Annotated in this window: 16 protein-coding genes; 1 reads left to right on the top strand and 15 read right to left on the bottom strand. The window is 62.6% G+C overall.

The annotated features are described in order from the left end of the window. The first annotated feature begins 67 nt into the window (after positions 1-67). A complete protein-coding gene (locus FN835_RS00405) occupies positions 68-2,347 on the top strand; it encodes an NADP-dependent malic enzyme (protein WP_142661213.1) in 2,280 nt (759 codons plus the stop codon). An 82-nt stretch (positions 2,348-2,429) separates the two neighbouring features. Here the strand turns inward: FN835_RS00405 and aroA are convergent, their stop codons facing one another. From aroA to FN835_RS00480, 15 genes are all read right to left on the bottom strand, one after another. Next, positions 2,430-3,761: a 3-phosphoshikimate 1-carboxyvinyltransferase gene (gene aroA, locus FN835_RS00410; protein ID WP_142661214.1), complete on the bottom strand. Its 1,332-nt coding sequence runs from the start codon at positions 3,759-3,761 to the stop codon at positions 2,430-2,432. Between the two features lie 56 nt (positions 3,762-3,817). After that, a complete protein-coding gene (gene trmB, locus FN835_RS00415; protein WP_142661215.1) occupies positions 3,818-4,519 on the bottom strand; it encodes a tRNA (guanine(46)-N(7))-methyltransferase TrmB in 702 nt (233 codons plus the stop codon). 36 nt (positions 4,520-4,555) lie between these two features. Beyond that, entirely contained in the window at positions 4,556-6,232 is a 1,677-nt protein-coding gene (locus FN835_RS00420) for a ribonuclease J (RefSeq protein WP_142661216.1), read from the bottom strand. Beyond that, positions 6,225-7,004, bottom strand: coding sequence for a type III pantothenate kinase (locus tag FN835_RS00425; protein WP_142661217.1), 780 nt, complete (start codon positions 7,002-7,004; stop codon positions 6,225-6,227). The genes FN835_RS00420 and FN835_RS00425 overlap by 8 nt, the downstream gene beginning before the upstream one ends. 3 nt (positions 7,005-7,007) lie before the next feature. Then, a complete protein-coding gene (locus FN835_RS00430) occupies positions 7,008-7,766 on the bottom strand; it encodes a biotin--[acetyl-CoA-carboxylase] ligase (RefSeq protein ID WP_142661218.1) in 759 nt (252 codons plus the stop codon). Continuing rightward, on the bottom strand, positions 7,759-9,264 hold the full coding sequence (nuoN, locus tag FN835_RS00435; RefSeq protein ID WP_142661219.1) for an NADH-quinone oxidoreductase subunit NuoN: 1,506 nt from the start codon (positions 9,262-9,264) through the stop codon (positions 7,759-7,761). Before nuoN ends, FN835_RS00430 begins: the two co-directional genes overlap by 8 nt. Before the next feature lie 9 nt (positions 9,265-9,273). Continuing rightward, positions 9,274-10,815 (bottom strand): NADH-quinone oxidoreductase subunit M, encoded by a 1,542-nt coding sequence (locus FN835_RS00440; protein WP_142661220.1) that lies wholly within the window; start codon positions 10,813-10,815, stop codon positions 9,274-9,276. A 1-nt stretch (position 10,816) separates the two neighbouring features. Beyond that, complete coding sequence (gene nuoL, locus FN835_RS00445; RefSeq protein ID WP_142661221.1) at positions 10,817-12,952, bottom strand: NADH-quinone oxidoreductase subunit L; 2,136 nt, start codon at positions 12,950-12,952, stop codon at positions 10,817-10,819. A gap of 7 nt (positions 12,953-12,959) precedes the next feature. Then, positions 12,960-13,265 (bottom strand): NADH-quinone oxidoreductase subunit NuoK, encoded by a 306-nt coding sequence (gene nuoK / locus FN835_RS00450; RefSeq protein ID WP_142661222.1) that lies wholly within the window; start codon positions 13,263-13,265, stop codon positions 12,960-12,962. Positions 13,266-13,359: 94 nt separating this feature from the next. Beyond that, the gene (locus tag FN835_RS00455; RefSeq protein ID WP_142661223.1) at positions 13,360-13,962 is read right to left on the bottom strand and encodes an NADH-quinone oxidoreductase subunit J; all 603 of its coding nucleotides are present in this window, start codon (positions 13,960-13,962) and stop codon (positions 13,360-13,362) included. After that, entirely contained in the window at positions 13,959-14,363 is a 405-nt protein-coding gene (locus FN835_RS00460; protein WP_142661224.1) for a carboxymuconolactone decarboxylase family protein, read from the bottom strand. The genes FN835_RS00455 and FN835_RS00460 overlap by 4 nt, the downstream gene beginning before the upstream one ends. Further along, positions 14,360-14,851, bottom strand: coding sequence for an NADH-quinone oxidoreductase subunit NuoI (gene nuoI, locus FN835_RS00465; protein ID WP_142661225.1), 492 nt, complete (start codon positions 14,849-14,851; stop codon positions 14,360-14,362). Before nuoI ends, FN835_RS00460 begins: the two co-directional genes overlap by 4 nt. After that, positions 14,851-15,033, bottom strand: a complete 183-nt coding sequence (locus tag FN835_RS00470) for a hypothetical protein (RefSeq protein WP_142661226.1) — start codon at positions 15,031-15,033, stop codon at positions 14,851-14,853. Before FN835_RS00470 ends, nuoI begins: the two co-directional genes overlap by 1 nt. Before the next feature lie 3 nt (positions 15,034-15,036). Continuing rightward, the gene (nuoH, locus tag FN835_RS00475; protein WP_142661227.1) at positions 15,037-16,074 is read right to left on the bottom strand and encodes an NADH-quinone oxidoreductase subunit NuoH; all 1,038 of its coding nucleotides are present in this window, start codon (positions 16,072-16,074) and stop codon (positions 15,037-15,039) included. 18 nt (positions 16,075-16,092) lie between these two features. After that, positions 16,093-16,878, bottom strand: a complete 786-nt coding sequence (locus FN835_RS00480; protein ID WP_142661228.1) for a hypothetical protein — start codon at positions 16,876-16,878, stop codon at positions 16,093-16,095. Positions 16,879-16,880: the final 2 nt, after the last annotated feature.

Raw genomic sequence — 16,880 nt, forward strand, 5'->3', positions numbered from 1 at the left:
GGACGGACCCCCTGTTCGTCGGGGAAAAAATAGTTTAACGCTGAACCATCTTAAGAGGAGGCGGCCCATGGAAGAACGCAGGCAGGACACCGCAAAGCAGGCAGCACTGGATTACCACGAATTTCCGCGACCCGGAAAGCTGGAAATCCGCGCCACCAAACCGCTTGCCAACGGCCGCGACCTAAGCCGTGCCTATTCCCCCGGCGTGGCCGAAGCCTGTCTTGAAATCAAGGCCGATCCGGCGACCGCCGCCCGCTATACCGCGCGGGGCAATCTGGTCGCCGTCGTCTCAAACGGGACGGCGGTGCTGGGGCTGGGCAATATCGGCGCCTTGGCGTCAAAGCCCGTCATGGAAGGCAAGGCGGTTCTGTTCAAGAAATTCGCCAATATCGACTGTTTCGACATCGAGCTGGACCAGCCAGATCCCGAAAAACTGGCCGAGATCGTCTGCGCGCTGGAACCCAGCTTTGGCGCGATCAACCTTGAAGACATCAAGGCACCCGACTGCTTCATCGTCGAAAAGATCTGCCGCGAGCGGATGAACATTCCGGTCTTTCATGACGACCAGCACGGCACGGCCATCGTGGTCGGTGCAGCGGCCACCAACGCGCTGCTGATTGCGCAGAAGAAATTCGAAGACATCAAGGTCGTCTCGACCGGCGGCGGGGCTGCGGGCATCGCCTGCCTGAACATGCTGCTGAAACTGGGCGTGAAGCGTGAAAACGTCTGGCTGTGCGACATTGCCGGCCTGGTCTACGAAGGCCGGACGGACCAGATGACGCCGCAGAAAGCCGAATACGCGCAAAACTCCGACAAACGGACGCTGGACGAGGTGATCGACGGCGCGGACCTGTTCCTTGGCCTGTCTGGCCCCGGCGTTCTTAAACCCGAGATGGTCGCCCGCATGGCCGAGCGTCCGATCATCTTTGCGCTGGCGAACCCCACCCCGGAAATCACCCCCGAGGATGTGCGCACCGTGGCCCCGAACGCGATCATCGCGACGGGCCGTTCGGATTATCCGAACCAGGTCAACAACGTGCTGTGCTTCCCCTTTATCTTCCGCGGCGCGCTGGATGTGGGCGCGACCACGATCAACGACGAAATGCAGCTGGCCTGCATCGAAGGGATCGCAGCGCTGGCCCGCGCCACCACCAGCGCCGAGGCGGCGATGGCTTACCGCGGTGAGACGTTGACCTTTGGTGCGGATTACCTGATCCCGAAACCGTTCGACCCACGCCTGATCGGCGTCGTTTCGACCGCCGTGGCCAAGGCCGCGATGGAGACCGGCGTGGCCACCCGCCCGCTGGACGACATCAACGCCTATAAGCGCAAGCTTGACGGCTCGGTCTTCCGGTCGGCCATGATCATGCGCCCGGTCTTTGAGGCGGCAGCAACCGCAAGACGCCGCATCGTCTTTGCCGAGGGTGAGGATGAGCGCGTGCTGCGCGCGGCCAACGCCATGCTGGAGGAAATGACCGATACGCCGATTCTGATCGGCCGCCCCGAGGTCATCGAGATGCGCGCCGAACGCGCTGGCCTGCCGATCCGTCCGGGCCGCGATTTCGAGATCGTGAACCCTGAAAACGACCCGCGCTACCGCGACTATTGGGGCACCTATCACGAGTTGATGGCCCGACGCGGCGTCACGCCCGAAGTGGCCCGCGCGGTCATGCGCACCAACACCACCGCCATCGGCGCGGTCATGGTCCATCGCAATGAGGCAGACAGCCTGATCTGCGGCACCTTTGGTCAGTTCAGCTGGCACCTGAACTATATCCAGCAGGTGCTGGGCCGGAACGGGTTGGAGCCGATGGGCGCGCTGTCGCTGATGATTCTGGAAGACGGGCCGCTGTTCATCGCCGATACGCAGGTCCATCACGATCCGACGCCCGAGCAGATTGCCATCGCCACGATCGGCGCGGCGCGGCACGTCCGCCGCTTTGGCGTGACGCCCAAGATCGCACTGTGCAGCCATTCGCAATTCGGCAATCTCGACACCGCGTCTGGTCGCAAGATGCGGGCCGCGCTGGAGATCCTGCACGCCCGCGACGTGGATTTCATGTTCGATGGTGAAATGCATGTCGATGCGGCGCTGGACCCCGAGGTGCGCGAACGCCTGATGCCGCAGTCGCGGCTGGAAGGCGCCGCCAATGTGCTGATCTTTGGCGGCACCGATGCGGCGTCCGGCGTGCGTAACGCGCTGAAGCTGAAAGCGAATGGGCTGGAAGTCGGGCCGCTGCTGATGGGCATGGGGAACCGGGCGCATATCGTGACACCTTCGATCACTACGCGCGGTCTTTTGAACATGAGCGCCGTCGCAGGCACGCCGGTCGGCCATTACGGCTGATCGGCGCGGCAAGGGCTGGAAATGCGAACGGGGCGCCTGTCATGGGCGCCCCGTTTGGGTATTTGAAGAACTAAGAAATCTTTCAGGCGATCTGCGCACCCAGCGCCGTCATCAGCGGCAGGAAATCCGGGAATGAGGTTGCGATCGGGCGGCCGTCATCGACGCCGATCGGCTGTTCCGAGGCAAGCCCGCCCACAAGGAAGGACATTGCGATGCGGTGGTCCAGATGCGTGACCGCCGTGCCGCCACCTGCCAACGCGCCGGTGCCGTGGACGGTCATCGTGTCCTCGGTCTCGTCGACCGAAGCGCCATTGGCGCGCAGGCCCGCGACCATGGCGGCGATGCGGTCGCTTTCCTTGACGCGGAGTTCCTTGACCCCCTGCATGACGGTGGTGCCGGTCGCGAAACAGGCGATGACCGACAGAATCGGGAATTCGTCGATCATGCTGGCGGCGCGGTCTTCGGGCGTGGTGACGCCTTTCAGGGGGCCGTGACGGACCAGCAGGTCGGCCACAGGCTCGCCCCCCTCGACCCGTTCGTTTTCGAATGTGATGTCGGCACCCATTTCCAGCAGCGTGACATATAGCCCGTCGCGGGTCGGGTTGCGGCTGACGCCCGGCACGCGGATTTCGGACCCCGGCACAATCAGCGCCGCCGCGACCGGGAATGCCGCGCTGGAGGGATCACGCGGCACGGCGACCGGCTGCGGTTTCAGCTCGGGGCGGCCTTGCAGGGTGATGACATAGCCCTGGTCGGTCTTTTCAGTCGTGATGGTCGCGCCGAAGCCTGCCAACATGCGTTCGGTGTGGTCGCGGGTCGGCTCGGCCTCGATCACCACGGTTTCGCCGGGGCTGTTCAGGCCCGCCAGCAGCACCGCGGATTTCACCTGCGCGCTGGCCATGGGGGTCTTGTAGCGGACGGGGACCGCATCCGCCGTGCCCTTGATCGTGACCGGCAGGCGCTTGCCTTCGCGGGCGGTCACTTCGCAGCCGAACAGTTCCAGCGGGTCGGTGATGCGGCCCATGGGGCGGCGTGACAGGCTGGCATCGCCGGTGAAAGTCGCCGTGATCGGCGTCGTGGCCATCGCGCCCATGATCAGCCGCACGCCGGTGCCGGAATTGCCGCAATCAATCACGCCCGCAGGCTCGGCAAAGCCGCCGACGCCGACGCCGTTGACCTTCCATTCGCCGATCCCCAGACGTTCGACCTGCGCACCGAAAGCCTGCATCGCGGATGCGGTGTCCAGCACGTCCTGACCTTCGAGAAGGCCGGTGATATGGGTTTCGCCGACCGACAGCGCGCCAAGGATCAATGCGCGGTGGCTGATCGACTTGTCGCCGGGGACGCGCGCCTCGCCCTGCAGCGGGCCGCTGCGGCGGGCGATCATGGGTTGCGGTGCGGCGGAATGTGACATGAAAGCCCCCCTTGGCTGGTCGCGCTTGTGATAGCGGTCACAGGGGGGGCTTGCAATCAGCCTTGGCGGCGGAAGCTGCAGTAATGCGGCACCCGGCCTTCGCGGAGCGCCTTTTGTTCGTAGCGGGTCGAAAGCCAGTCTTCGGGCGCGTCCGGGCCTTCATAGAGCAGATCGAAGCCTGCGGGCGGCACTTCCTCAAGCGTTTGGCGGATATAGTCGGGAATGTCCGAGGCCACGCGGAATTCGGCGCCGGGCTTCATGATCCGGGCCAGCGGGATCAGGTGTTCGGGCGTGACGAAGCGGCGGCGGTGATGGCGCGCCTTGGGCCAAGGGTCGGGATAATTCAGGAAGGCCTTGTCGATGCTGGCGGCAGGAAACACATCCATCAGGTCGCGCGCATCGCCGGGATGGACGCTGACATTTTCCACGCCCGCCGCGCGGATCTTGCCCAAAAGCATGGCGACGCCGTTGATGAACGGCTCACACCCGATGATGCCCATTTCGGGATAGCGGGCGGCCATGTGGACCATGTGTTCGCCGCCGCCAAAGCCGACCTCCAGCCAGATCGGGCGATCGTCGCCAAAGATGCTGGCGGGATCGACCGGTTGGCGATCGGGATTGTCCTGCACGGTGATGCCGCGCGGGCGCAGATCGCCCAAATCCTCGGACAGATAGCCCTTTTGGCTTTGGCGCAGGGTCTTGCCGTGACGGCGGCCGTAAAAATTGCGGCGCGGAGGATTGGGGTCGAATTCGCTCATGCGCGGGCCATGCCGTCTGGCGCGGCCCGCGTCAAGTCATTCCGCAGCGAGGCGTGAGATCATCACGGTCACTTCGGGTTTCTTGCCGATCTCCTCCATCGAGACCTGGCGGGTGATCTTGCGGATCGCCTCCTCCAGCCGGTCGTCGTTCATCACCGTGCGGTCGTCGGCGCGGTCAAGGAATTCGGCCAGCTCGCCTTCGATATTGTCGGCCAGTGGCACGCCGGCGCGGCCACGTTCCGGCAGGCCCGACAATTCGACCCAGGCGTCGGGGATCGGACGGTCGTCTTCGTCCACGATGACGGTGACCAGCGCATGGCCGTTCAGCGCCATGCGGATGCGGTCCCGCACCACGCCGTCCATCGCGCCGATCAGGACGTTGCCGTCCAGATACAGCCGCCCGGTGTCGATGCGATCGACGACACGGGGTTTTTCGCCCGACAGTTCCAGCATCGTACCATTAGTCGCGATGGCCGCAGGGATGCCCTTGGCTTCGGCCAGTTTGGCATGTTCGCGCAAGTGCATGTGTTCGCCATGCATGGGAATGACGATCTGCGGTTTCAGCAGATCATGCACCGCCTCAATATCCGGGCGGTTGGCATGGCCCGAGACGTGGTAAAGCCCGTCATCGGCATCGAACAGGTCCACGCCCAGTTCCGATAGCGAGTTCTGGATGCGGATCACGCCGCGTTCATTGCCCGGAATGGTGCGTGAGGAGAACAGGAAGCTGTCCCCTTCCTTCAGCTCGATCCCCAGATAGCGGCCGCGCGACAGCTGCGCGCTGGCGGCGCGGCGTTCACCCTGACTGCCGGTGACGATCAGCATCACCTTGTCGCGCGGCATCTCGGCGGCGTCCTCGGGGCTGATGACGGGGGGGAAATTCGTCAGGATGCCCGTCTCGATCCCCACGGTCACCATGCGGCGCATGGCGCGGCCCAAAAGGCAGATCTGACGGCCCGAGGCAATCGCCGCCTCGGCCAGCGTGCGCAGACGCGCGATATTGCTGGCAAAGGTGGTCGCGACGACCATCTGGTTCTGGCCCGCGATGAATTCGCGCAGCGGATCGGCAAGAACGGCTTCGGACCGGCCCGGATGCTTGACGAATACGTTGGTGGAATCGCAGGTCAGGACCTTGATCCCCTGCCCTTCGTTCGCAATCTCATGCCACATCACGGGATCGAAGGCTTCGCCCACGACGGGGGTGCCATCCAGTTTGAAATCGCCGGTATGCACGATTCGCCCCGCGGGCGTGTCGATGATCAGCGCCGAGCTTTCGGGGATCGAATGGCTGATCGGCACGAACTGCACCTGGAACGGTCCCGCCTGGATCACCTCCGGGCGCGGGGCGTGGATGTGGATATGCTCAGCCGGTTGGCCCAGCTCTTCCATCTTCAGCCGGGCCAGCGCGCCGGTGAAGCGGCGGCAATGGATCGGCTTCTGGATCTTGGGCCACAACAGGCCAAGCGCGCCAACGTGATCTTCGTGACCGTGGGTGATAAAGATCGCCTCGATCCGGTCACGGTTCGCTTCCAGCCAGGCGACATCAGCCATGATCAGGTCGATGCCCGGCGCACTGTCCATGTCGCCGAAGGTCACGCCCAGATCGACGACGATCAGCCGTTCCCGCCCCGGCTCTCCGTAGCCGTAGACATAGGCGTTCATGCCGATTTCGCCCGCGCCGCCCAGCGGCAGATAGATCAGGCGTTCAGCCATTGGCCATCTCCTTGTTATAGTCGTGGATCAGGCGCAGGCCGTGCATGGTCAAGTCGTCCTCGATCGCGTCGAAAAGATCAAACCCTTGATCGAACAAAGGCGCAAGCCCGCCGGTCGCGATGACTTTCATCGGACGGGCGCGTTCTTGCCGTATCTTGTCAACGATGCCCTGCACAAGCCCGATATAGCCCCAGAAGATACCTGATTGGATACAGGCGACAGTATTCGTTCCGATGACACTGGCGGGCTTGGTCACATCGACATGCGGCAGGCTGGCCGCGCCCATATGCAGCGCCTCAAGCGACAGGTTCACGCCGGGAGAGATCACCCCCCCGACATAGGCCCCGTCCGTATCCACGACATCGAACGTGGTCGCAGTGCCGAAATCGACCACGATCAGGTCAGGACCATGGCGATCGAACGCGCCGACGGTATTCACCAGCCGGTCGGGCCCGACCGTCGTGCCGCCATCGACGCGGGGCGCCACAGGCAGCAGGCAGTCGGGCTTGCCCACCACCAGCGGGCGCGTGTCGAAATAGCGATTGCACAGCACACGCAGGTTGAACACCACGCGCGGGGCCGTCGCGCTGATGATGCAATCCGTGATGTCCAGCTTGAACTTTTGCAGCGACATCAGCGTGGACAGCCAGGTGAAATATTCATCCGCCGTCCGGCGATGGTCGGTCGAGATGCGCCACATCGCCAGAAAACGCTTGCCATCCCAGACCGAAAAGACGGTGTTGGTGTTGCCGGTATCGATGCAAAGCAGCATGGCTCAGCCTCCGAAAAATACGTCGGCGGCGGGCAGAACCTGCCGCCCCGAAGGCGTCTGCAGGATCAGCGCGCCGGTGTCGTCGATGCCTTCGAAAATGCCGCGCGTTTCGGATTTGCCGGTGCGGGCGATGATCGTTTCGCCCAAGCGGGCCGCGCGCGCCAGCCAGGCGTTGCGGATCGACGCGAAGCCATAGGTGTCCAGCTGCGCCTGCCAGCGTGCGAATGCAGGGGCCAGCAGATCAAGGAAATCCTCAAGCGTGACGGTAAAGCCGGTCTCGCCCTTGACCGACACGGGTGTCACCGCGCCGGTTTCGACCGCGCCAATATCAGGTGCGGCGGCCAGATTGACGCCGATGCCCACGCAGACCGCCTGCGTCTCGGCACCTGTGCCCGCGCTTTCCAGCAGGATGCCCGCGACCTTGCCGCCATTCAGCAGCACATCATTGGGCCATTTGATCGCCAACCGCGCCGCAGGACCGCAAGCCGCCCCAAGCGCATCGTAAAGCGCCAGCGCCGCCACGAATGACAGCTGTGCGGCCGCGGCGACGCCCCCCTTGGGTCGCAGGTAAAGCGTGCCGGCGAAGTTACCCGCCGGCATCACCCATTCCCTGCCGCGCCTGCCGCGCCCTGCCGCCTGTTCATGCGCCGCGATCCATGTCGGACCGCTTAGCGTAGGGCCAAGCCGCATGGCTTGCGCATTTGTGCTGTCGGTGCGGGGCAGCACGAACCGCCCCACGCCTTCGGGCCACGGATCACTCAACGGGTTGCGGCTCGGTCGCAGGTGCGGGCATTTCGGCGCTGGCCGTTTCAGCTGCCGGTTGGCCCACCAGCGTTTCGGCGGCACGACCTGCGGCGCCGTCCATCCCGAACATACTGATCGCACCGATCAGCATCGCGGCGGCAGGAACCATCAGGCCCAGATACTGCACCGCGCCCATGCGCGAGGTCACGCCCTCACCCTCGGACCCGAAATACATGTAAAAGACGATGCGCAGGTAATAGAACGCCCCGATGACCGAGGCGATCACGCCCGCCACCGCCAGCCAGCCCAGACCGGCATCAACCGCCGCGTTCAGCACGCCGAACTTGGCAAAAAAGCCCAAGGTTGGCGGCACACCGGCAAGGCTGAACATCAGGACCAGAACGGCCAGCGCCTTGGTCGGCTCGCTCCACGCAAAACGGTTCAGCGAGGCGAGATCGGTGACCGGCACGCCGTCACGTTCCAGCGACAGGATAAAGGCGAAGGTGCCGACATTCATGATCGTGTAGATGGTCATGTAGATCAGCATGTTCTGCACACCCAGCGCCGAACCCGCTGCCAGACCGACCAGCGCAAAGCCCATATGCGCGATGGAGGAATAGGCCATCAGGCGCTTGACGTTGGTTTGTCCGATCCCCGCGATCGAGCCAAGGAACATCGACATGACGGCCAGCGCCGCGATGATCTGGCTCCAATCGCCGATGACATTGCCGAACGCGTCAAAGACCAGTCGCGCGATCAGCGCCATTGCAGCCAGCTTCGGCGCGGTCGCAAAGAACGCGGTCACGGGCGTCGGTGCGCCTTCGTAGACATCGGGGGTCCACATGTGGAACGGCACGGCGGATACCTTGAACGCCAGACCGACCAGCATGAACACCAGACCGAACAGCACGCCCAGCGAAAGCTGCCCGCCCTGCATCGTGGTGATGATCCCCGAGAAGGTGGTGGTCCCGGCAAAGCCGTAGACCAGCGAGGCGCCGTAAAGCAGCAGACCCGAGGAAAGCGAGCCAAGGACGAAGTATTTCAGACCCGCCTCGGACGAACGGGCCGAGTCGCGGCGCATAGCGGCGACGACGTAAAGCGCCAGCGATTGCAGCTCAAGCCCCATGTAAAGCGTCAGCAGGTCGCCCGCCGACACCATCAGCATCATCCCGATGACGGAAAGCGTGACGACGATGGGATATTCGAACCGCAGCATGTCGCGACGCTGCATGTAATCCGCGCTCATCGCCATGACGGCGGCGGCACCGACCAGCATCACCACCTTGGCAAAGCGCGAAAAGGCGTCGTCGATGAACATGCCATAGAAGCCGGTCACATCGCTGCGCCCGCCCATGCCCACCATCGCAGCCACGATAAGAAGCACGATGACGGTGGTCCAAAGCAGCGTCTTTGCCAGCTTGTCCTTACCCAGATAAGCCCCGGCCATCAGCGCAGCCAAGGCATAGGCGGCCAGCAGCGCTTCGGGCAGAATGGTCGAAAAATCGAGCGAGGTCATATCCGCCCCCTAGTGGCTGGCCTGAGCCGCGGCGACAGGCGCCTCGGGCTGGCTTTGGTTGTAGTGGTCGATCAGGCTGGCGACGGCCGGGCCGGTGACATCGGTCACCAGACGCGGATAGACACCAAGGATCAGGGTCATGGCGATCAGCGGCACGAAGATCCACTTTTCACGGGCGGTCATGTCGGTGATCGACTTCAGGCTTTCCTTGATCAGCTCACCAAAGGTGACGCGGCGATACAGCCACAGCGCATAGGCAGCCGAGAAGATCACGCCCGTCGTCGCGATCAGCGCGACCCAGGTGTTTTCACGGAACACGCCCATCAGCGTCAGGAATTCCCCGACAAAGCCCGAGGTGCCCGGCAGGCCGACATTGGCCATGGTGAAGAACATGAACACCGTCGCATAAGCGGGCATCCGGTTCACTAGGCCGCCATAGGCGTCGATTTCGCGGGTGTGCATCCGGTCATAGATCACGCCCACGCAAAGAAACAGCGCCCCCGAGATGAAGCCGTGCGACAGCATCTGGAAGATAGCACCGTCGATACCGATCTGGTTCATCGTGAAGATACCCATCGTCACGTAACCCATATGGGCGACCGACGAATAGGCGATGACCTTTTTGATGTCCGACTGCACCAGCGCGACCAGCGAGGTGTAGACGATGGCGATGGCCGACATCCAGAAGATGACCGGCTGCATGATCTCGGACGCGACCGGGAACATCGGCAGGCTGAAGCGCAGGAAGCCATAGCCGCCCATTTTCAGCAGCACGGCGGCCAGCAGGACCGAACCGGCAGTCGGGGCCTGAACGTGCGCGTCGGGCAGCCAGGTGTGGACGGGCCACATCGGCATCTTGACCGCGAAGCTGGCAAAGAAGGCCAGGAACATCAGCATCTGCGTGCCGCCCAGCACCGTGATGCCCAGCAGGCGATAGGTCTCGGACGGGAAGTCGAAGGTGAGCAGCGTCGGAATGTCGGTCGTGCCGGAAATGCGATACATCGCGATCATGGCGACCAGCATCAGCACCGAGCCGAGGAAGGTATAAAGGAAGAACTTGAAGGAGGCGTAGATGCGATCCTTGCCGCCCCAGATGCCGATGATCAGGAACATCGGGATCAGGCCCGCTTCAAAGAACAGGTAGAACAGCACCAGATCCAGCGCGGTGAAGACGCCGATCATCAGCCCCTCCAGCACCAGGAAGGCGATCATGTATTCCTTGACCTTGTTGTCCACCGTCCAGCAGGACAGGATCGTCAAGGGCATCATGAAAGTCGTCAGCATCACGAACAGGACCGAGATGCCGTCCACGCCCATCTTGTAGCGCAGACCCATGATCCAGGCGTGATCTTCGACGAACTGGAAGCCGGTATTACCGCTGTCGAACCCGAACAGCACGAAAAGCGAAATCAGAAAGGTCGCCGTGGTCGCCAGCAGCGCCAGCCATTTGGCATTGCGCGCTGCTGCCGCGTCCTGTCCGCGCAGGAACAGCGCCATGATCCCTGCCGCGACGATGGGCAGGAAGGTGATGATGGAAAGAAGGTTCGTCATATCAGTGCGCGCCCCGCATCATCACCCAGATCAGCAAGCCCACGATGCCCAGAACCATCGCGAAGGCGTAGTGGAACAGATAGCCCGATTGCACCCGGACCGCCGCCCGCGTCAGGCGCGGCACCAGCCCAAGGGCAACCCCGTTGATCGCCCCGTCGATGGTCGAACCGTCGCCCTTCTTCCAGAAGAAGCGGCCGATCCACAAAGCGGGACGGACAAAGATGAAGTTGTAGATTTCGTCGAAATACCACTTGTTCAGCAGGAACTGGTAAAGCGCCGGTTGTGCCCGCGCCAGCCGCGCCGGAGTTTCCGGGCTGCGGATGTAGAAGATCCATGCCGTGAACAATCCCAGCAGCATCGCGATGAAGGGCGATACCTTGACCCATTTCGGGGCGTGGTGCGCCTCGTCCAGCGTATGGTTGTCGGGCGCCATGTAGATCGCGCCGCCCACAGGTGCGACGATGGCGGCATGTTCCGCATCTGCGGGGGCATGTTCGCCTTCGGCAGGTGCGGTCGCGTGACCGGCATCTGCGGTGGTGGCTTCGGTCGCGGCATGTTCGACCGGGGCAGTGCCGTGGCCTTCGCCCTCACCCTCGACGGCCTCATGCGAAGCGCCGGCGATGTGGAAATATTCGGTGACCTTGTGGTGGTCGCCAAAGAAGGGACCATACCAGACCATACCCGCGAACACCGCGCCGACGGCCAGAATGCCCAGCGGCACCGTCATGATCGGCGGGCTTTCATGCGCATGTTCATGCGTATGATGATCGCCGCGTTCCTTGCCGAAGAAGGTCAGGAAGATCAGGCGCCACGAATAGAAGCTGGTGAAGCAGGCCGCGATGACCAGCATCCAGAAGGCATAGGTGTTGCCCGCCCATGCGCTTTCGATCACGGCGTCTTTCGACAGGAAGCCCGCAAAGCCGATATGGGTCAAAGGGATGCCCACGCCGGTAATGGCGAAAGTGCCGATCATCATCGCCCAGAAGGTCAGCGGGATCTTTTTGCGCAGGTTGCCATAGTTCCGCATATCCTGTTCGTGGTGCATCGCATGGATGACCGAACCGGCACCAAGGAACAGCATCGCCTTGAAAAAGGCGTGCGTCAGCAGGTGGAACATCGCGACCGAATAGACGCCCGTGCCGGCCGCAACGAACATATAGCCCAGTTGCGAACAGGTCGAATAGGCGATGACGCGCTTGATGTCGTTCTGCACCAGACCGACCGTCGCGGCAAAGAACGCGGTGGTCGCGCCGATGATGACGATGAAATGCTTGGTCTCGGGGGCGAATTCGATCAGCGGCGACATGCGGCAGACCAGGAAGACGCCCGCAGTCACCATGGTCGCGGCGTGGATCAGCGCCGACACCGGGGTCGGGCCTTCCATCGCGTCCGGCAGCCAGGTGTGCAGCAGCAGTTGCGCCGACTTGCCCATGGCGCCGACGAACAGCAGGAAGGCCAGCAGGTTCGCCGCGTTCCACTCGGTCCACAGGAAATGGATATTTGCGGTGGCGATCTCGGGAACCTGGCGGAAGATTTCGTCGAACTGGATCGAGCCGGTCAGCCAGTAGATGCCGAAGATGCCCAGCAGGAAGCCGAAATCGCCGACGCGGTTGACGATGAACGCCTTCATCGCGGCAGCGCCCGCCGACTGCTTCTTGTAATAAAAGCCGATCAGCAGATAGGACGCGACGCCCACGCCCTCCCAGCCAAAGAACATCTGCAGCAGGTTGTCCGCCGTCACCAGCATCAGCATGGCAAAGGTGAAGAACGACAGATAGGCAAAGAACCGCGCCTTGTAGTGTTCGTGATGACCGAAATTGTCGTCATGGGCCATGTAGCCCAGCGAATAGGTATGCACGAGCGCCGAAACCGAATTCACGACGATCAGCATGATGACGGTCAGGCGGTCGATGCGGATGGCCCATTCCGAATGGAAATCGCCGACGACGACCCAATCCAGAACCGGGATGTGCCGCGTCACGCCGTCGAACGACAGGAACAGATACCAGCTAAGCAGCGCCGCAAGGTAAAGCAGCCCCGTCGTCAGGTATTGCGCGGCTTTTTCGCCGATCATGCGCCAGCCGAAGCCGGCGATCAGCGCCCCGATCAGAGGCGCGAAAAGGACGATCTTTTCCATGCTCGGCTTAGCCCTTCATCACGTTCACGTCTTCCACCGCGATCGAGCCGCGGTTGCGGAAGAAGACCACCAGGATCGCAAGGCCGATGGCGGCCTCGGCTGCGGCGACGGTCAGGATGAACAGCGTGAAAACCTGCCCCGCCAGATCGCCCAGATGGGTCGAGAAGGCGACGAAGTTGATGTTCACCGCCAACAACATCAGTTCGATCGACATCAGGATGACGATGACGTTCTTTCGGTTCACGAAGATCCCGAAAATGCCGGTGACGAATAATATCGCCCCCACGACAAGATAGTGTGTCAATCCGATCATCGTTCTCGTCCCTCCGGGCCTTCGCCCGTTGAATATCCGTTCGCTACATGGACCGCACGGCGCGCGGTCCCGGTTGTGGCTTGGGCAGCCGGGCCTAAAGCCCCTGCCCCGGTTTCACGTCTTTCATTTCCATCGTCTTGGCGGGGTCGCGCCACATCTGTTCCAGCACGTTCTGGCGCTTGATGTCGCGACGGTGGCGCATGGTCAGGACGATCGCCCCGATCATCGCAACCAGCAGGATCAGACCCGCGATCTGGAAATTCAGCAGGTAGCGGTCATAGATGACCAGGCCCAGACCCGCCGTGTTCTGCACATCCGCCGCAATCGGGGCGGCACGCAGACCTTCGGCGCTTTGCGAAGGCTCCCACCCGGAAAACGCGATGCCAAGCTGCGCCAGCAGCACGACTGCGATGATCAGCGCCAGCGGCAAATAACGCGCCAGCTCGCCCTTCAGCGCGGCAAAGTCCACGTCCAGCATCATGACGACGAACAGGAACAGCACCGCGACGGCGCCGACATAGACGACCACCAGCAGCAGGGCCACGAATTCCGCACCCTGAAGGATGAACAGCCCCGCCGCCGCAAAGAAGGCAAGGATAAGCCACAACACCGAATGCACCGGGTTGCGGCCGATCACGACCATGAAGCCCGCGACGCAGGCACTGATCGCGAACAGGTAGAAAGCGAAGGTCATCATTGCTTGTCCTCCTCGGCATAGACGCCTTGGGCGATTTCCAGCGCCTTCTGCATCGCAGGCAGCCCGCCGAACATACTCATCTGAAAGATCGTCTCGGCGATCTCGCGTTGGGTTGCACCTGCCGCAAGCGCCTGACGGATGGTCATGCGCAGTTGCGGCTCGGCCAGCGCGCCCTGAACGGTAATCGCGCCGATTGTCAGAAGCAGGCGCGTCTTGGCGTCCAGCCCCTCACGGTTGAAAGTCTTGCCGAACCACATTTCAAGCATGTCCGCCGGCATGATCGGCACCAGCTTTTCCATCGCGCGCATGTCGAAATGCTCAAGCGCGGGGTTCCACGCCCGAGCCATCTCCTGACCCGAGGTCATCATTTGCGCGAAAAGCTTGGTGAACGGATCGCTCATCTGTAGGGCGCATCCATCGAAAGGTTGCGGGCAATCTCGGCTTCCCAACGCTCGCCATTCGCCAGCAGCTTGTTCTTGTCATAGAACAACTCCTCGCGGGTTTCGGTGGCGTATTCGAAGTTCGGACCTTCGACGATGGCATCGACCGGGCAGGCTTCCTGACAAAAGCCGCAATAGATGCACTTGGTCATGTCGATGTCATAGCGCGTCGTGCGGCGCGAGCCGTCTTCGCGCGGCTCGGCGTCGATGGTGATCGCCTGCGCGGGGCAGATCGCCTCGCACAGTTTGCAGGCGATGCAGCGTTCTTCGCCATTCGGATAGCGGCGCAGCGCGTGTTCGCCACGGAAACGCGGGGACAGCGGGCCTTTTTCATGCGGATAGTTCAGGGTCGGCTTGGGCGACACGAAATAGCGCATCCCAAGGCCGAAACCCTTGATGAAATCCCACATCAGAAAATACTTGGTCGCCCGCGCGAAATCGAAGGCCATCAGAAACGCTCCCCGTTTTTGGGAGCCGCGAACCGGTCGAACGCGGCGACATATTCCCGGACGCGGGCGCTGTCATGCGCATGTTCCGCATCGTCCAGATTGTTGGCGAGGAAATGCGCCAGTTCCACCTTGTCGGTCTCACTGGCTTTGGCAAAAGCCTCAGCTAGCTTGTTGGAATACATGGATTACCCCCCGACCGTGAACCGCGCCCAGAAGCCGCCCAGGACTTCGTAACGGGCAAGGATGGCGACCAGAACGACCCAACCCAGCGACAGCGGCAGGAAGACTTTCCAGCCGATCCGCATCAGTTGGTCGTAGCGATAGCGGGGCACGATCGCCTTGACCATGGCGAACATGTAGAACCAGAACCACATCTTCAGGACCATCCACCACCAGCCGTCGGCGATGAACGGCACCGGCGACAGCCAACCGCCCATGAACAGCAGCGAAAGCAGCGCGCACATCAGGTAGATGGCGATGTATTCGCCCGCCATGAACAGCAGGTAGGGGGTCGAGGAATATTCGACCATGTGGCCCGCGACCAGTTCCGATTCAGCTTCGGCAAGGTCGAAGGGCGGGCGGTTCGTTTCAGCCAGCGCCGAGACGAAGAACAGCACGACCATCGGCAGGTGCGGCAGCCAATACCAGTTCAGCAGGCCCCAGTCGCCTTTCTGCGCATTCACGATCTCGGTCAGGTTCATCGACCCCGACGAGATGATGATACCGATGATGATCAGACCCATCGACACTTCGTAGGAGATCATCTGCGCGGCCGACCGCAGCGAGGCAAGGAACGGGTATTTCGAGTTCGAGGCCCAGCCGCCCATGATCGCGCCGTAAACTTCCAGCGACGAGGCGGCAAAAACGAACAGGATGCCCACGTTGATGTTCGCCATGACCCAGCCTTCGTCAAAGGGGATCACAACAAAGGCGAACAGCGCCAGCATCATCGACAGGAACGGCGCCAGGAAAAAGACGAACTTATCCGCCCCCGCCGGGATCACGATTTCCTTGAAGATGTATTTCGCGGCATCGGCGAATGTCTGCAGCAGGCCCCACGGCCCCACCACGTTCGGTCCGCGCCGCATCTGCACGGCCGCCCAGATCTTGCGGTCGCCATAGACCATGAAGATCAGCGACCCCATGACGAACGCAATGACGGCCAGCCCCTGCAAAAGCAGGCTGAGAGCGAAACCATAGGGCGAGCCCCAGAATTCAGCCATGATCCTTCGTCCCCTTCCTCACGCCGCGGGAATGCCGCGTGCCTTGCATTCCTGCAAGGTGTCTTTCGTTGTCATTACCGTCAGGCCCATCGGCTTTTCCTGCGAGAGGGTAAAGACCGATCCGACGACCATTCTGCCGTTGTTCTTGTCGCTCAGCGTGCGGATGTGGCGGGCATAGGGCGCGCCTTTCGACTCGGCCCAGTTTGCCAATGCGCAGGTGGCATAGGCGAAGCTCGTGTCCGCGTCCACCCCGCCGCGCATGGCCGCTGTCACTTCGACCAGACTTTCGCCCTTGTGGCGCGGGCTTTCATAGCTTTTCACAGCAGCGCCCTGAAAATCCTGGGGATCGGCGACGTAGGCCGCCGGCAGGTTCAGCCGCATCGGCTTGGTGCGGGCCCGGAAATCGGCCAAGGCCTTTTCCTGCGCGGTGGGCGCGCGGCGCGTGACCGGCCCCATGGTGCGCACGCCCGACAGGTCCAGCCCCAGATTGTCGTTCAGCGCCGCCAGGTCGGCCTCGCTGACCGCCCAGGCATCGCGGCCGCTTTGCGAGTCCAGGCTCATCTCGGTCACGGAGCCATCGGGTTCTAGGATCAGGATGTCGCCCGACTTGGTGGAAATCCGGCCGCGCGACAGCACTTTCTTGCCGGGAGAGCCGGCATCGCTTTGCAGCACGCCCACATTCAGCGCCTGGGGCTTTTCCCTGGGTCGTGGATCGGTCGGCGGCGCCGGGTCGCCCATGAAGCAGCCGCTAAGGGTTGCGGTCATCAGACCCAGTCCGATCAGTTTCCAGAGGGTTTGCCCCATGC

Source organism: Paracoccus laeviglucosivorans (assembly GCF_900182695.1).
Classification (GTDB): Bacteria; Pseudomonadota; Alphaproteobacteria; order Rhodobacterales; family Rhodobacteraceae; genus Paracoccus; species Paracoccus laeviglucosivorans.

What these genes read in the sequence shown, in the direction of transcription:
- trmB (WP_142661215.1), bottom strand. Translation starts at nt 4,519, where the DNA reads ATGAGCGAATTCGACCCCAATCCTCCGCGCCGCAATTTTTACGGCCGC.
- FN835_RS00455 (WP_142661223.1), bottom strand. Translation starts at nt 13,962, where the DNA reads ATGATGACCTTCGCTTTCTACCTGTTCGCGATCAGTGCCTGCGTCGCG.
- nuoL (WP_142661221.1), bottom strand. Translation starts at nt 12,952, where the DNA reads ATGGAAAAGATCGTCCTTTTCGCGCCTCTGATCGGGGCGCTGATCGCC.
- nuoN (WP_142661219.1), bottom strand. Translation starts at nt 9,264, where the DNA reads ATGACCTCGCTCGATTTTTCGACCATTCTGCCCGAAGCGCTGCTGGCC.
- FN835_RS00460 (WP_142661224.1), bottom strand. Translation starts at nt 14,363, where the DNA reads ATGAGCGATCCGTTCACCAAGCTTTTCGCGCAAATGATGACCTCGGGT.
- FN835_RS00440 (WP_142661220.1), bottom strand. Translation starts at nt 10,815, where the DNA reads ATGACGAACCTTCTTTCCATCATCACCTTCCTGCCCATCGTCGCGGCA.
- nuoI (WP_142661225.1), bottom strand. Translation starts at nt 14,851, where the DNA reads ATGGCCTTCGATTTCGCGCGGGCGACCAAGTATTTTCTGATGTGGGAT.
- FN835_RS00405 (WP_142661213.1), top strand. Translation starts at nt 68, where the DNA reads ATGGAAGAACGCAGGCAGGACACCGCAAAGCAGGCAGCACTGGATTAC.
- nuoH (WP_142661227.1), bottom strand. Translation starts at nt 16,074, where the DNA reads ATGGCTGAATTCTGGGGCTCGCCCTATGGTTTCGCTCTCAGCCTGCTT.
- FN835_RS00420 (WP_142661216.1), bottom strand. Translation starts at nt 6,232, where the DNA reads ATGGCTGAACGCCTGATCTATCTGCCGCTGGGCGGCGCGGGCGAAATC.
- FN835_RS00480 (WP_142661228.1), bottom strand. Translation starts at nt 16,878, where the DNA reads ATGGGGCAAACCCTCTGGAAACTGATCGGACTGGGTCTGATGACCGCA.
- aroA (WP_142661214.1), bottom strand. Translation starts at nt 3,761, where the DNA reads ATGTCACATTCCGCCGCACCGCAACCCATGATCGCCCGCCGCAGCGGC.
- FN835_RS00470 (WP_142661226.1), bottom strand. Translation starts at nt 15,033, where the DNA reads ATGTATTCCAACAAGCTAGCTGAGGCTTTTGCCAAAGCCAGTGAGACC.
- nuoK (WP_142661222.1), bottom strand. Translation starts at nt 13,265, where the DNA reads ATGATCGGATTGACACACTATCTTGTCGTGGGGGCGATATTATTCGTC.
- FN835_RS00425 (WP_142661217.1), bottom strand. Translation starts at nt 7,004, where the DNA reads ATGCTGCTTTGCATCGATACCGGCAACACCAACACCGTCTTTTCGGTC.